We start from the raw sequence: 14519 nt of genomic DNA, 5'->3' as shown, positions 1-14519 counted from the left end.
CGCATGGCACGATTGCGCCGGGTCGGGATGCGGTTGTCCGGGAGGAGCCAACCCCGAAAGCTCGCGCCGCCGCCGTTCCGGCAAGGGACGCAACACACGCAAAGCCCACCCTAGGGTGGGGTCCCCGTCCAGGTGTCATGATCGCAAGACCACGTCTGCTGGCGATGCGGGCGCTTGCGCGCTCGCCCAGATTTGTGAACTTCGTCCTCAAGGCGCTGAGCCGGCTGTCGCTGGCGGTGCGCGGGCCGGGCCATCGCCTTTGCCCCCGCATCATGGCGCGGTGGGAGATGCTGCTGATCCACTATAGCGGGCTGTTCAGCCGGGATTTCTATCGCCGCGCCAACCGCGACGTGGCGCGTTCCGGGCAGGATCCTCTCTACCATTTCGTGCGCTGGGGGGCGCGGGAGGGCCGCAATCCCAATGCGGTCTTCGATGTCCGATACTACCGCCGGCAGCTCGACCGGTTCGGGGATATCGATGTCAACCCGCTGATCCATTATCTGGCCGGCGGCGGCGCGTCGGGCAGGGCCCCCTCGCCCTGGTTCGATGCGGACTACTATCTGGCGACCAACTACGATGTGCAGCGCGCGAAGGTCGATCCCTACGCCCATTTCTGCCGTCACGGCATGAGCGAGAACAGGGCGGCCACGCCGCTCTTCAACCCGGCTTACTATCTGCGGGCCAACCCGGATGTCGCCATGTCCGGCCTGTGTGCGCTGGAGCATTTCGTGCTCTATGGCGAGCAGGAGGGGCGGCGGCCTGCACCGCCCCTGCACAAGGCGCCGGACGGGGCGGGAGACGGCGGGCAGGCCGGGTCGTGCTCGCCGCAGGTCAAGTCGTCGCTCGCCCGGATCGCGGAGCATGGCCGCCGGGCCGCGCCGAACGGCGAGGCCGAGGTCTGCGTCGTGGTCCCCGTTTACAAGGGGCGGGCGGAGACGCTGTCCTGCCTTGCGCTGGTCCTGACCGCGGAGAACGAGACGCCCTTCGAACTGGTCGTGATCGACGATCGCAGCCCGGACAAGGCGCTGTCGTCGGATCTGCGGCGGCTGGCGCGCAAGGGCTATTTCAAGCTGTTGCGGAACAAGGAAAATCGCGGCTTCGTGGCCAGCGTCAATCGCGGCATGGCCTTCGACACGAGCGCGGATGTGGTCCTCCTCAATTCCGACACCGAGGTCTATGGCGACTGGATCGACCGGCTGCGCGCGGCGTCGCGCCGCGCCGGCGATATCGGAACCGTCACGCCGATGACCAATAACGGCACGATCTGCAGCTATCCCGTCTTCGCCCAGGACAATGTGGCGCCCCTCGAGGTGTCGCATGCGACCCTCGACAAGCTGACGCGCGAGGCCAACGATGGCGTCGCGATCGAGATTCCGACCGCCGTCGGTTTCTGCATGTACATCACGCGGCCGTGCCTGGAGGCGTGCGGCCTGTTCGACGAGCAGCGGTTCGGCAAGGGCTATGGCGAGGAGAACGAGTTCTGCCTGCGGTCGCGCGCGCAAGGGTGGCGGCATGTGCTTGCGGCGAATGTCTTCGTGCGCCATGTCGGCAGCACATCCTTCGGCAACAAGGAGCGACTGAGGCGCGGACAGCGCGCGCTCGAGACCCTGAACGCGCTTTATCCCGACTATGAGAGATCCATCCACCGGTTCATTGCCGAGGACCCGATCAAGGAGGTTCGCGCACGCCTCGATGTGGCGCGCCTGAAGAGGCTCGGCACGGACCGCAACATGCTCCTGATCAACCATATTCGCGGCGGCGGGACGGAAAAGCACGTTCAGGAACAGATGGCGCGGCTGACCCGGGAGGGGTGGTCGACATATCATTTGCGGGCGACGTCATTCTCGCGGCGTCTGGCCAGACTGTCGCACGCCGCAGCACTGGTGCTGCCCAACCTGGACGCGATCGACCTGGAGGACGATCAGGAGCGTCTGGTCGCGCTGCTCCGCTCGCTCGGCATCTCCAGGATCCACATCCATCATCTGGTCGAGTTCAAGGCGGACGCGCCGGATCGGTTCGCCGACCTCTCGCGCAAGGCCGGAATACCGATCGATGTGACGGTGCACGACTATTTCTCGATCTGCCCCAGGATCAACCTGGTCGGTGCCGACGGTACCTATTGCGGCGAGCCGCCGGTTCGGCAGTGCCAGGCTTGCCTGTCCAGGAAACCTACCGAGTTCGGCGCCGTGGATATCGTCCAGTGGCGAGCGCGCTATGGGCGTCTGTTCGATATCGCCGAGCACGTCTATGTGCCGAGCGGCGATGTTGAGACCCGGCTCAGGCGCTATTTTCCCGACGCCCGTATCGTGGTGCGCGCCCATGACGATGCCGACAGTGCCTTCGAGCCTCGCATCCGCAGCGGGCGCAAGCCGTCGGATCCGGTCCGCGTCGGAGTGATCGGCGCGATCAGCGAAATCAAGGGACTCAGGGTTCTGGAGGACTGCGCGAGGTTTGCCAACCGCAAGGAGCTGCCCGTTTCCTTCACCGTGATCGGATACACCTCCCGCGATGCCGAGGTCAGGCGGTTGGGCGTGGAGGTCACGGGCCCCTACAGCAACGACAAGGTCGAGTGGCTGGTCGCCAAGCACAAGATCGACGTGCTGTGGCTGCCGTCGATCTGGCCGGAGACCTATTGCTACACATTGTCGGAAGCCCTGCAAACGGGCCTGCCGGTTTGCGCCTTCGATATCGGCGCGATCGCAGCGCGGCTGCGCGCGCTCGATGCCGGACGGCTGATCGATCTCAGTGAGCAGGGAAACCCCGCATTCATCGTGGGCGAGCTCATGACGCTGGGGCAGGGAGCCCCCGTCGCAACGCAAGGCAGCGCCACGCGCGCCCTGTCGGCAAGTTCGCGGGCCTCGGCCCGCGTCGCCTTGTGACCATGGCGCGCGAGAGCCGTACCGGAACCGGGGAGCGGAGTTCATGATCCAGTGTTCGCGACTGCATCCGCTGAAGGAGATCCTGCAGCTCGTTCCGGCGCGCCTCGCCGACGAGCGCGGCTTCTTCTGCGAGACCTACAACAGGGAGCGTTTTGCCGAGTACGGCATCGCGGAGGACTTCGTCCAGGACAACCAGTCCATGTCGGCGCGCAAGGGAACCGTGCGCGGCCTGCATTTCCAGATCCCGCCCTTCGCCCAGGCCAAGCTCGTGCGCGTCCTGCGCGGGGCCGTGCTCGACGTCGTGGTGGATATCCGGCGGGGATCGCCGACTTTCGGGCGCCACGCCACGGTCGTGCTGAGTGCCGCGCTCGGCAACGAGGTCTATGTGCCGGTCGGCTTCGCCCACGGGTTCTGCACCCTCGAACCGTCGACGGAGATCGCTTACAAGGTGTCCGCTCCCTATTCGCGCGAGCACGACCGCGGCCTGCTCTGGAACGACCCGGACCTCGCCATAGACTGGCCCGTCACAGCGGACGAGGCCACGCTGTCGGACAAGGACCGGGCGCATCCCGGCCTGGCGGATATCCCCGCTGCCTTCGAGCATGCCGATCTCGAGCGCACCGGTCTTGACCATGTTGAATGACGCTAGTTCGCATGGAAGACATATATCTTGAGTAGCATGGACATTTTCTGCCTCCTATGGTTATGATCTCGGGGTAAATGGCTACCCGCAGGCGGGCCTCAGGCCTGGCTGCGGGACACATACCGGGGGAGAGGGGGGCTTCACGGCGCGCCGGCGAGGCGATCTCGCGCCGTTCGGGCGGCGGGCCGCGCACCATATCTCGCTCACGTCCATGGGGGGCAGATGAGAGCGACAGAGCACGGCGTGCCGCTGCCGGCACGCGCGCGTGGCGATCTTGCCGACATTCAGACGGTTCATCTGGTGGCCTGCGGAGATGCGCAGGCAGAGGGTGGCGGCAATCTCGAGAGACGGCTTGAAAGAGAGCTCGGCCGGGCCCTTGCCCTGAGCGAGAGCGTGCCGGGACCGGCCGCACCGCTGGTGGTCGCGGAGCAGGCGATGCAGGGCGCGCTTCGCGCGGCCTATCGGCGGGCGGGCGCGGAGCCGGGCGCGGTCCTGTGGGCGCCCGACGGGGCGGATCGGGCATCCGCCCTGGCGCTCGCGGCCCGATGGCTCCGGCGCGAGGGGCATGGCGGGCTCGTTCTGGTGTCCGCCTGGACTTGCGGCGGGATCGACGATGGCTGTGCCGATCCCGATCCGCTTCAGACATCGTTCCTTTGCGATCCGGCCGCCCTCGCCCGTTTCGTGGAGAGCGCGTTCACGCAGGCGGAGACCGGGCAGCGGCAGCCGGCACCCGTTTCATTCCTGGCACCCGTCGATACGCTGCTCGGCGCGCTCGGCGGTCAGGCCTTCCACGAGGCGCCTGTCAGGCCGATTTCCGGCTGCTCCGGACCGGTGCGGGGTGGTCCGCCGCCGGTCTTCAGGCCGTGGGGGCGATATCGCAGCGTGCACAGGCATGAGGGTGTGCAGGTCAAGGAGATCGTGGTGGAGCCGGGCGCCCAGCTCTCGCTGCAGCGCCACCGCTACAGGAGCGAGCACTGGGTGGTCGTGTCCGGCGAGGCGCTCGTCACCTGCGGCGGGGAAACCCGGCTCGTCGGCTGGAACGAGACATTCGCCATCCCGCGCGGCGAGGTCCATCGTCTCGCCAATCCGGGAGAGGTGCCGTTACGTATCATCGAGGTCCAGCTCGGCACCTATCTGGGAGAGGACGACATTGTCCGTATCGCCGACGACTACGGGCGGGCCTGACGCACGCCGTGTCAGGCCACCAGCGAAGATGCATCCTTTAAGGGAATATCAATGTAACATTTACTTATGATTGTATTTATGGGATAAGTGTCCCCGTTGACTCTTGCGGAGCTCCGGACGTCCGGCCGGCGGCCCGCATGTTGAAAGCAGGGGCGGGGAATGCGCATTATCGTGACCGGGGGTGCCGGGTTCATCGGCTCGGCGGTATGCCGTGCGATCGTCCACGGGACCCGACATCGTGCCGTCAATATCGACAAGCTGACCTATGCCGCGACGCCGCAGTCGACGGCGGGGCTCGCGGGCTCGCCGCGCTACCGGTTCTGCCGGCTGGACATTGGCGACCGCGCCGGCCTGCAGGCCGTCCTTGCCGACGAGGAGCCCGACGCGATCATCCATCTCGCCGCGGAATCCCATGTCGACCGGTCGATCGAGGGGCCGGCGGCCTTCATCGAGACCAATATCGTGGGGACCTACACGTTGCTCGAGGCGGCGCGGCGCTACTGGTCCGGGCTCCCGGACACCCGCCGCGAGCGCTTTCGCGTTCTCCATGTCTCCACCGACGAAGTCTATGGCAGCCTCGGTCCCGACGACGGGACCTTCACCGAAGCGAGTCCCTACGATCCGAGCTCGCCCTATTCGGCGAGCAAGGCGAGCGCCGACCATCTGGCCATGGCCTGGCAGCGCACCTACGGCCTGCCGGTCATCGTCTCCAACTGCTCCAACAATTACGGCCCGTTCCAGTTCCCCGAGAAGCTCGTGCCCGTGACGATCGTCAACGCGCTCGACGGGATGGACCTGCCGATCTACGGCCGTGGCGACAATGTGCGCGACTGGCTTCATGTGGAGGACCATGCGCGCGCCCTCCTCGCCCTCCTCGCGCGCGGCCGGCCCGGCGAACGCTACACGGTCGGCGGGCGTGCGGAGCGGCGCAACATCGATGTGGTGCGCGCCGTCTGCGGGCTTCTGGACCGGCTGGCGCCACGCAGCGGCGGCGGTTCCTATCTTGAACAGATCGCCTTCGTGGCCGACCGGGCCGGCCACGATTTCCGCTATGCCATAGACCCCGGCCGGATCGAGGACGAGATCGGCTGGCGGGCCCTGGAGGACTTCTCCTCCGGCCTTGAGCGCACCGTGCGCTGGTATCTGGACAACGAGGCGTGGTGGCGTCCCTTGAGACAGGCCGGCGCTGCGGGGCGCGGCAAGGCCGCCGCACCGGTCGGCCGCGCGGCTGGCGCGGCCGGTGTCGTCGCGCAGGGAGATGTCGCATGACGGTGCCCGATATGCTGGTCATCGGCCGTAGGGGGCAGCTTGCCGGCGCGCTCGCGCGGGCCGCGCCCGGGGCCGGGCTGTCCGTCACCTGCCTCGGTCGGCCCGGGATCGACCTCGCCGAGCCGGAGAGCATCGCGGAGGCGCTCGACCGGACCGCTCCAGGCGTCGTCGTCAATGCGGCGGCCTATACCGCGGTGGACCGTGCCGAGATGGAGCCCGAACGGGCCCGCGCCGTCAATGCCTGGGCGCCCGGCATCGTCGCCAGGTGGTGCCGCGAGTGCGGCGTCCCGCTGATCCATGTCTCCACCGACTATGTGTTCGACGGCCTCGGCCGGGTGCCCTACCGGGAGGACGATCCGACCGGTCCGCTCGGCGTCTATGGCGAGACGAAGCTTGCCGGCGAGATCGTCGTGCGCAACGGGCTCGAGCGCCATGTCATTCTCCGCACGGCCTGGCTCCACAGCGCCGACGGCGCCAACTTCGTGACGACCATGTTGCGGCTCGCGCGCGAGCAACGTGTGTTGCGCGTGGTCGACGACCAGCACGGCGCGCCGACCTATGTGGACGATCTCGCCGCGGCAATCGTCCGTCTCGCCGGCACGATCCTCGACGGCGGGCCGGGCTGGTCCTCCTCCGGCGAGGGGTTGTGGGGCACCTATCATCTGACCAATCGCGGATCGGCGAGCCGCTATGACTTCGCGCGGACCATCTTCGATATCGCCTCGCGCGGCGGCGTCGCGCGGCCGACCGTCGTCCCCATAGCCAGCGCCGAGCACGGCGCATCCGCCCGGCGGCCCGCCTGGTCGGTGCTCGACACGGGCCTTGCCGAACGGCGGCTCGGCCTCGTCCTGCCGCATTGGCGCGACGGGCTCGAGCGCTGTCTCGACCGGGTCGCGGCGGAGGCGGCATGAAGGGCCTCCTGCTCGCCGGCGGCAATGGCACCAGGCTCCGGCCGGTGACCATGAGCATCTCCAAGCACCTGCTGCCGGTCTACGACAAGCCGCTCATCTATTATCCGCTGTCGCTGCTCATGCTCGCCGGTATCCGCGAGATCATGGTGATCTCCAGCCCCCGCGACCTGCCCGCGCTGCGGCGGCTTCTCGGCGACGGGGCCCAATGGGGCATCCGCTTCGCCTATGGCGAGCAGTCGAGCCCCGACGGGCTGGCGCAGGCCTTCCTCATCGCGGAGGACTTCATCGGCGCGGATGGCTGTGCGCTGGCGCTCGGCGACAACATCCTGTTCGGCCACGGGCTCTCCGATCTCGTCGAGACGGCGGCGGAGCGCCGGGCGGGCGCGACGGTCTTCGCCTATCAGGTGCCGGATCCCGAACGCTTCGGCGTGGTGGGCTTCGATGACGCCGGCGCACCGGTGTCGATCGAGGAGAAGCCCGCCCGGCCGGCATCGTCATGGGCTGTGACCGGCTTCTATTTCTACGACAACGACGTGGTCGGGATCGCCCGCTCCGTCCAGCCGTCGGCGCGCGGCGAGCTGGAGATCACCGACGTCAACCGGGCCTATATGGCACGCGGCGCGCTGCAGGTGGAACGCCTTGGCCGGGGCTTCGCCTGGTTCGATGCGGGCACCCATGACAGTCTGCTCGATGCGGCCGACTATGTGCGCCTGGTGGAAACCCATCAGAGGCTCAAGATCGCCAGTCCGGAGGAGATCGCGTTCCGGCGCGGCTATCTCGACCGCGAAGCTTTGTCCCGCCTCATCGCGGAGCGTTATGCGCACACCGCCTATGGCGACTATCTCGACCGGCTCGCAGAGGACGTCCCGACACTGGCGGAGGCCGCGCGCCATCAATCCTTCTGCGATTGATCGGGGATATCCTCGCGGGCCCCGAGGAACGCCCTCATGTGGAATTCGGCCTGTTCGGGCCGGTAGGCATGGGCGCGGCCGACCGGGCAGGCATGACGGGCGAGGCAGCCGCCCGTGAGGCAGGCCGCGCCCCGGGGCGTGGCGATATGCTGCGCGCAGGCCCCGACATCGTAGGCGTGCCCGTCGAAGGCGCCGACGGGGCAGGCGGAAAGACAGGGCCTGTCGCGGCAGTCGTCGCAGGGATGCGGCCGGTCGGGACGGGCGGGAAGCGCCGGCGCCCGGGCGAAGGCGAGCGCGCCGCGATAGGCGTGCCACAGGCCGTATTCGGGGTGGATCGTCAGGCCGAGCGGCGAGGGCCGGCCGGCACCCGCCCTCGCCGCCCAGCGCTGGAACGGCAGCGGCGGTGTGTCGAAGGGGAAGAAGACGGCTGCCCCGAACCGGTCGGCGAGCGCGCCGAGCCGGTCGCGCGTCCAGTCGTCGAGCCGGTCGCGCGCGGGATCGCGGGCCGCGGCGAAGCGGTGCCAGAGTGCCGGGCCGGCATTGCCGACAAGCACCAGCATCTCGGTGGGAACCGGCACGCCGTCGCTTGGGCGTGGCATGAACCAGCCGAGGGCCGTGAAGCCGTCCTCCCCGATCGCCTCGAGCACGGGATACCGCATGGCGCTTTCCTGTTTCCCCACCGCACGCATCTTTGTAACAGCCTTGCGCGGCGAATGCTTGGAGCGATGCGACCGCGCTGCTATATAGGGGCCCGTGACCGGCCCCGTAGCTCAGCAGGATAGAGCATCAGATTCCTAATCTGAGGGTCGCAGGTTCGAATCCTGCCGGGGTCACCACAGCTTAGCTGTTCGCCGCTACCCTCGTTTTGCAGTCCGTTTTGCAACTTGGTGATGGCTGCCTCGCCAAGACCACGCGTGCGGGCAAGGTGGCGGTCGATAATATCGCTCGCCGGATTGGCGGAACGGGGAACGGCAGGCTGGAGGCTTGGGAAGGTGGACGCTGTCGTTCCCGCATCGCGCTAATCGATGATGTCGGCGGGTCCGTCCGCCTGCAGGCGGGCTAGGCCGTCCTTCATCTGCTGCAGCTTTTCGGGCGGGTGCCCTTGCCAGTTCGTGACTTCGCCGATGATGCGCAATGGCTCGCGGGAGCGATAGGACAGCGTCGGGTTGCCGGGAAACTTCTTATCGGTCAGGTTGGGATCGTCCACAATCGGCCCGGTCGGCTCCACGACATAGATGCGTTCCCGCCCGGGGCCGACGGCCAGTTCCGCCCCCCAGATCGCCGCGTCCAGCGTCCCCGCGAAATAGACCCAGGACAGCGATCTCGCTTCGTCGAAGTTCGACCGGTGACCGACGACAATCAGGTCTCCGGGTTTCAGATCGGCCCGCGTTCCATGAAAGAACGACTGGGAGAACACGCTGGCGGACGCTGACATGGGTTCGAAGCTCCTTTGATGCGAATCGAGGGTCGATCCCATGACACAAGGACCCCGGCTTGACGCAATCCCCGCCTCCCGGTACACGATAATTGTGGCAAGCGGTGGCTGCTTCCCGCTTCTGCAAATCTCACCGACAAGGCGGACCGGGCCAGGCGGCAGACGAGCGTTGCGTGGCGCCGATTTTCGATCAATCGGAGTCTTGGTCGCCGGCGTCTTGAGCGCAACGACCGGCATTGGACCGAAACGATCCCTCTGTCCGCGCGCCGGACGTTCTAGGCCTCGAAGAACGGGGCCGATTTCCCGTCCCGTTGCAATCGGTCGATCATTCGTAGTCCCGTTGCCCTCGCGGATCGTTTTCCGGCGACGCCAAATGGGCGGCGGGGGTTATGGGCATGAAGGTGCAAGCCCACCCGCCGCCGCCGATCTGAGTGCGTCCTAGAGCGCATTTCGTGAACTCACGTTCACTCAATGCCCTCCAGGTCCCTGTATCGCCGCGCTTTCGAACCGGAAAAGTGGTCTCCACTTTTCCTGAAAGCGCTCTAGCCGCGGCACCGCGCGGCGACCGGTACGGCCTGCGATGGCCGCTCCGGACTGTGCGCCGGCTAGGCCCCGGCGTCCGAATTGCCGGATCCGAGCGCGACGACGACATCGGTCGGTTCGGGCTCGTGAGGCGCAAGGCTGGTCCGTTCCGCGTCGTGCCAGGCGGCGATCTTGATGACCTGCCCCGTCTGGGCCTCCTCCTGTCCGGGCTCGGACGGTTCCACGATGTGCAGACCGTTGCCGTTCAGGAAGTAGGTGTGCTCTCCGAACATCTCGTTCAGCTGAGGGACCGACGGATGGTCGTCGGGAATGGCCTGGGACTCGAATTGGTTCAATGTGCGTTCAACCAGTGCGGCGGTCATCTTCATCGCACGTTCCTTTCATTCGGGACTTTGGGGGTTAGGTGTACGCGCCATTGCGCGTTGGAGGCCTCCCACCCTCGGGTGGTCAAACGCTGTTCTCTCACGGCCACATCGCCCACCGTCGCGCATCGTGGCCTCCCCGGTCAAGGCGGGGCTGGCCGCGCGGCGGCAATTACGCGGTCAGGAAGCGCTTGTCCTCGATCACCTCGAGTACCGCTGCAAGGCTTTCCTCCAGCGTCAGGTTGGAGGTGGACACCACCGCTTCGGCCTTGGCGTAAAGCGCCTCGCGGCTGGTCAGAATGGAGCGCAGCTCGTCCATGGCGGCGGGGTTTCCGGCCATGGGGCGCTCGTCGCCCTGGGCGAGCACGCGGGCCATGTGCTCCTCCGGCCGGGCCTTGAGCCAGATGGTGTGGTAGTTGCGCAAAAGGAAGCTGTAGGTCTCCGGCTCCGACACGATGCCGCCGGCGACCGCGAGGACGAGCGTGTCGTGGGTCGCCGCGATTCGCTCCAGCGATTGCCGCTCGAGCCGGCGATAGCCCTCCTGGCCATAGAGCGCGATCAGCTCGTTGACGGGCATGCCGGATATCTGCTCGATCTCCTGGTTCAGCTCGAGGAACGGCAGGTTCAGCTCAGAAGCCGTCAGCCGGCCGAGCGTCGACTTGCCGGCGCCGCGCAGGCCGATGAACGCCACGCGCTGCATGCGCCTGAGGCTGGGATGTTCGGGGTCGAGAATCTCCAGGACGCGCCGGCGCTGATCCTTCGTGGCGGTCCTGTAGAGCGCAGCCACCGTCGTGAAGTCGGACGCCCAGGGGTCCTCCTCCGCCACCAGCCATTCGATGCGCAGGTCGAGGGCTTCTGCAATATTGCGCAGAAGCGCGATCGACACGTTGCCGGTGCCGCTTTCGAGCTGGGCGAGGTAGCGCTGCGATACGCCGGACTTCTCCGACAGGGCCCGCCGGGAGATCCCCTTGCGCGCCCGTGCGGTCCTCACACGCAAGCCGACGGTTGCGATGAACTGCTGGGTCCGGGCTTCCCGGTCACCCGCATCGGTGTCGACGGACGCGATCTTTCCACTGAAGGATGTGATTTCACTCATAGTACCGTGCCGTCGCCATCCTGTGCATTATAATGTCCGCTCCGTGAGCGGAGCAAGCAGGCGCCGGGACAGGAGGCGCTCGCGAGGCTCACTGATCAACAGGATTTGCAAGCCGCCCCTCGATAATGGCCCTGAGGTCGGCCGGGGCCTGCCTCTTGCGGAATGTCTCCGCCTCGACGAAGACGCAGACAAACCGGCCCTCGAAGCAGACATGGCCGTCCTGCCGGCCCGTGACGCGGAATTCGATGGAGGAGGTGCCGAGGCGTGTCGGTGCGCAGGCGCAATGGAGCGTGTGGCGCGGCGTGACGGGCGCGCGGAAATCCAGGCTCATATGCACGAAGGGCGTGCCGACACCCCGGTCGAGATTGAGCCGGTACCAGTCATATCCCACATGATGCGCCCACCATGCGTCTATGGCGTCGAGCGCGAAGCAGGGAATGCGCCCGGTATAGGCGATGAGCGCGGGGTCGCAATCGGCCCAGGTCACGCGGATGGCATGGACGAACTCCGTATCGGCGACCGGGCCCAAGGCATGTCTCCCTAATAGGTCTCCACGTGATACCGGCCGGCCTCGCGCATCCCGTCGCGAATCGTGTGCCAGTCGAGGCCGGCTCCGCGTGCAATATCCTCGAATGCCTCTTCCACGCCAGCCTCCATGGCCTTCAGGCCGCATATGTAGATATGGGTGTCGGCGTCGGCGATGAGGGCGGAAAGCCTTTCGCGCTCGTCGAGGAGCCGGTGCTGGACATATTGCTTCGGGGCGTCCTCGGCGCGGCTGAAGGCGAAATGCTTGGCCAGGACCGCCTCCGGAACCTTCTTGAGCGGGCCGAAATAGGGCAGGGCGTCCGGCGTGCGCGCGCCGAAGAAGAGGCGCATCCGGCCGGCGATCTCCGGCATGGTGCGCTGCCGGCGCATGGTGAAGCCGCGGAACGGGGCGGACCCCGTGCCCGTGCAGATCATGACGAGCTTGGCCTGCGGGTCGTTCGGCAGGAGGAAGGTGGACCCGAACGGTCCGGTGAGCTTCACCCTGTCGCCCCTCTCCAGGTCGCAGACATAGTTCGAGCAGACCCCGTGCGGCTCGCGCTTCACCGTCAGCGAGAGGTTGTTGGTATTGGGCCGTTCGCCGTCGCGCGGGCTCGAGACGGAATAGAGCCGCGGCAGGAAGGGCTTGCCCTGAGCGTCGAGGCCGGGCGGCGCGATGCCGACGCTCTGGCCCTCGAGCACGGGGAAGGACTGGGTGCCGAGATCGAGGATGATATGGCGCACATCGCTGTCGGCGTCCTCCGCGGTGAGCCGGTAATTGCCCTGGACGACCGCCTCTGCCGGGTGGCCGAGATTGTAGAGATTGATGCTCGGCTTCGACGCCGATGGCGGTGCCTTGGCCTTGCCGCCCGCGCCCTTGTGGGCTTCGGCGAGAAGGGCTGCGACCTCGTCGTCGAGGGCTTCCAGCGTGGTATCGGCTTCGCCGCCGTCGCCCGGTCCGGCAAGCGCCTCCTGCTCGGGGAGCTCCAGCCATTCGAACTGCTCTTCGAGCGAATAGGCCTTGGCCACCACGCGCCAATTGTCGATGGAGCCGGTCGGGCAGGGCGCGATGCAGGCCATGCAGAAATCGCATTTCGACGCATCGACGACGACATTGTCGTCATTGTGCGTGATGGCATCCACGGGGCATGCCTCCTCGCACGTATAGCAGCGAATGCAGATTTCAGGGTCGATCAGGTGTTGTTTGATCGGCTTTGTCATTTGCCTCTCTCGACTCAAATCCCCTCGCCCTTCCTCTCCCCCTGGCGGGAGGGAGGGCGAGGGGCGCGCGATTCATGGCGCCTCACGCCATGTGCAGCCTGACGTATTCGAAGTCGCCGGGCTTGTTGTCGATGCCCACGCGCGGCGGGGCGATCCAGCTTGCGAACACGCCGGGCTCCCAGACCGGCTTCATGAGCGACTGGATGAAGTCGCCATCGGCCGTATCCGGCAGCCAGTCGCCCTTGCGCGCGTCCCAGTCCTCCTGCGACAGCACCTCGCCCTCCGGCGTGATCGGGGCGCCGGCGAACGTGCCGATCTGGCGATGGAAGCCCTCGTGCGGCAGGGTCATCTCGAAGTCGATCCCGGTCTTGGCGATGATGCCGTTCCAGCGCTTCACGCCGCCGGAGGCGTCGCGCCTGTAGTCGTCGCGAAGCCGCATGTTGATGGCGGTGAGCGCCGGGGCGTCGGAGACCTCGATGCGGCCGTCCCTGAACTCGGCCACCGGATAGGTCGCGTCCTTGAGCCGGTGGTCGTCCTCGATCTTGGTCTCCTGGTAGCGGCCCTTGATGCCGGCATTGAAGGCATTGGCCGCGTTGGTGGAGACTTCCGAGCCGAACAGGTCGAGCGACAGCGAATAGTGCAGGTTGAGCTTCTTCTGGATGGTCGGCAGGTCGATGACGCCGAGCGCGCGCACCTTGTCGATGTCGTAAGGGTCGGTGATGCCCGCCTCGTTCATCGCCTCGCAGGTGCGCTGGATGGTGCGCCCGACGCCGGTCTCGCCCACGAACATGTGGTGGGCCTCCTCCGTCAGCATGAAGCGGCAGGTGCGCGACAGGGGGTCGAAGCCGGACTGGGCGAGGCTTTCGAGCTGCATCTTGCCGTCGCGGTCGGTGAAATAGGTGAACATGAAGAAGGACAGCCAGTCCGGCGTCGCCTCGTTGAAGGCGCCGAGCATGCGCGGGGCCTCCTCAGAGCCCGACTGGCGGCGCAGGAGGTCGTCGGCCTCCTCGCGGCCGTCGGCACCGAAATATTTCTGGAGCAGATAGACCATCGCCCAGAGATGCCGGCCCTCCTCGACATTCACCTGGAACAGGTTGCGCATGTCGTAGAGCGACGGCGCGGTCTTGCCGAGATGGCGCTGCTGCTCCACGGAGGCGGGCTCGGTGTCGCCCTGGATGACGATCAGCCGGCGCAGCATGGCGCGGTATTCGCCCGGCACCTCCTGCCATGCGGGCTGGCCGTAATGTTCGCCGCACGGGATGGTGCGGTCCTCCACCTCAGGGGCGAGCAGGATGCCCCAGCGATATTCGGGCATCTTCACATAGTCGAACTTCGCCCAGCCCTTCGGGTCGACGCTCACCGCGGTGCGCAGATAGACGAGGCTCTCCTGGAAGCCCTCCGGCCCCAGATCGTTCCACCAGCTGATATAGCCCGGGTGCCAGCGCTCCAGCGCCTTCAGCACGCGCCGATCTGAGGACAGGCCAACATTGTTCGGAATCTGCGTGTCGTAGCTGACGTCGGACAGATTAATCATCGTCGATC

13 protein-coding genes and 1 tRNA gene are annotated in these 14519 nt (G+C 66.9%); 7 read left to right on the top strand and 7 right to left on the bottom strand.

The window, feature by feature from the left end; genetic code table 11:
* Positions 1 to 137 precede the first annotated feature (137 nt).
* The 6 genes from HW532_RS10825 to rfbA all read left to right on the top strand — a co-directional run bounded on the left by HW532_RS10825 (position 138) and on the right by rfbA (position 7798).
* Positions 138 to 2879 carry a glycosyltransferase gene (locus HW532_RS10825; RefSeq protein ID WP_213160496.1) on the top strand — a complete coding sequence of 914 codons (2742 nt, stop codon included), beginning with the start codon at positions 138 to 140 and terminating at the stop codon, positions 2877 to 2879.
* Positions 2880 to 2922: 43 nt separating this feature from the next.
* A complete protein-coding gene (gene rfbC, locus HW532_RS10820) occupies positions 2923 to 3522 on the top strand; it encodes a dTDP-4-dehydrorhamnose 3,5-epimerase (protein ID WP_213160495.1) in 600 nt (199 codons plus the stop codon).
* A gap of 222 nt (positions 3523 to 3744) precedes the next feature.
* Complete coding sequence (locus HW532_RS10815; protein WP_213160494.1) at positions 3745 to 4707, top strand: phosphomannose isomerase type II C-terminal cupin domain; 963 nt, start codon at positions 3745 to 3747, stop codon at positions 4705 to 4707.
* Positions 4708 to 4866: 159 nt separating this feature from the next.
* Positions 4867 to 5976 carry a dTDP-glucose 4,6-dehydratase gene (gene rfbB, locus HW532_RS10810; RefSeq protein WP_213160493.1) on the top strand — a complete coding sequence of 370 codons (1110 nt, stop codon included), beginning with the start codon at positions 4867 to 4869 and terminating at the stop codon, positions 5974 to 5976.
* A complete protein-coding gene (gene rfbD / locus HW532_RS10805; protein WP_246478689.1) occupies positions 5973 to 6887 on the top strand; it encodes a dTDP-4-dehydrorhamnose reductase in 915 nt (304 codons plus the stop codon). The genes rfbB and rfbD overlap by 4 nt, the downstream gene beginning before the upstream one ends.
* On the top strand, positions 6884 to 7798 hold the full coding sequence (rfbA, locus tag HW532_RS10800; protein ID WP_213160492.1) for a glucose-1-phosphate thymidylyltransferase RfbA: 915 nt from the start codon (positions 6884 to 6886) through the stop codon (positions 7796 to 7798). Before rfbD ends, rfbA begins: the two co-directional genes overlap by 4 nt.
* Here rfbA and HW532_RS10795 read toward each other — a convergent pair.
* Positions 7780 to 8457, bottom strand: a complete 678-nt coding sequence (locus HW532_RS10795) for a hypothetical protein (RefSeq protein WP_213160491.1) — start codon at positions 8455 to 8457, stop codon at positions 7780 to 7782. The two genes, rfbA and HW532_RS10795, sit on opposite strands and share 19 nt — an antisense overlap.
* Before the next feature lie 100 nt (positions 8458 to 8557).
* On the opposite strand from HW532_RS10795, the gene HW532_RS10790 reads away from it, so the two are divergent.
* Positions 8558 to 8634, top strand: a tRNA-Arg gene (locus HW532_RS10790).
* A 182-nt stretch (positions 8635 to 8816) separates the two neighbouring features.
* Here HW532_RS10790 and arr read toward each other — a convergent pair.
* From arr to boxB, 6 genes are all read right to left on the bottom strand, one after another.
* Positions 8817 to 9233 carry an NAD(+)--rifampin ADP-ribosyltransferase gene (gene arr / locus HW532_RS10785; RefSeq protein ID WP_213160490.1) on the bottom strand — a complete coding sequence of 139 codons (417 nt, stop codon included), beginning with the start codon at positions 9231 to 9233 and terminating at the stop codon, positions 8817 to 8819.
* A 605-nt stretch (positions 9234 to 9838) separates the two neighbouring features.
* Positions 9839 to 10144: a hypothetical protein gene (locus tag HW532_RS10780; RefSeq protein WP_213160489.1), complete on the bottom strand. Its 306-nt coding sequence runs from the start codon at positions 10142 to 10144 to the stop codon at positions 9839 to 9841.
* 166 nt (positions 10145 to 10310) lie between these two features.
* Positions 10311 to 11234: a helix-turn-helix transcriptional regulator gene (locus tag HW532_RS10775; RefSeq protein ID WP_213160488.1), complete on the bottom strand. Its 924-nt coding sequence runs from the start codon at positions 11232 to 11234 to the stop codon at positions 10311 to 10313.
* An 88-nt stretch (positions 11235 to 11322) separates the two neighbouring features.
* Positions 11323 to 11763, bottom strand: coding sequence for an acyl-CoA thioesterase (locus HW532_RS10770; protein ID WP_213160487.1), 441 nt, complete (start codon positions 11761 to 11763; stop codon positions 11323 to 11325).
* An 11-nt stretch (positions 11764 to 11774) separates the two neighbouring features.
* Positions 11775 to 12977, bottom strand: a complete 1203-nt coding sequence (gene boxA, locus HW532_RS10765; protein ID WP_213160486.1) for a benzoyl-CoA 2,3-epoxidase subunit BoxA — start codon at positions 12975 to 12977, stop codon at positions 11775 to 11777.
* An 82-nt stretch (positions 12978 to 13059) separates the two neighbouring features.
* On the bottom strand, positions 13060 to 14511 hold the full coding sequence (gene boxB, locus HW532_RS10760) for a benzoyl-CoA 2,3-epoxidase subunit BoxB (RefSeq protein ID WP_213160485.1): 1452 nt from the start codon (positions 14509 to 14511) through the stop codon (positions 13060 to 13062).
* Positions 14512 to 14519: the final 8 nt, after the last annotated feature.

Origin of the sequence: Kaustia mangrovi (assembly GCF_015482775.1) — a bacterium.
Taxonomy (GTDB): domain Bacteria; phylum Pseudomonadota; class Alphaproteobacteria; order Rhizobiales; family Im1; genus Kaustia; species Kaustia mangrovi.
This window is presented reverse-complemented; position numbering and strand designations above follow the sequence as displayed.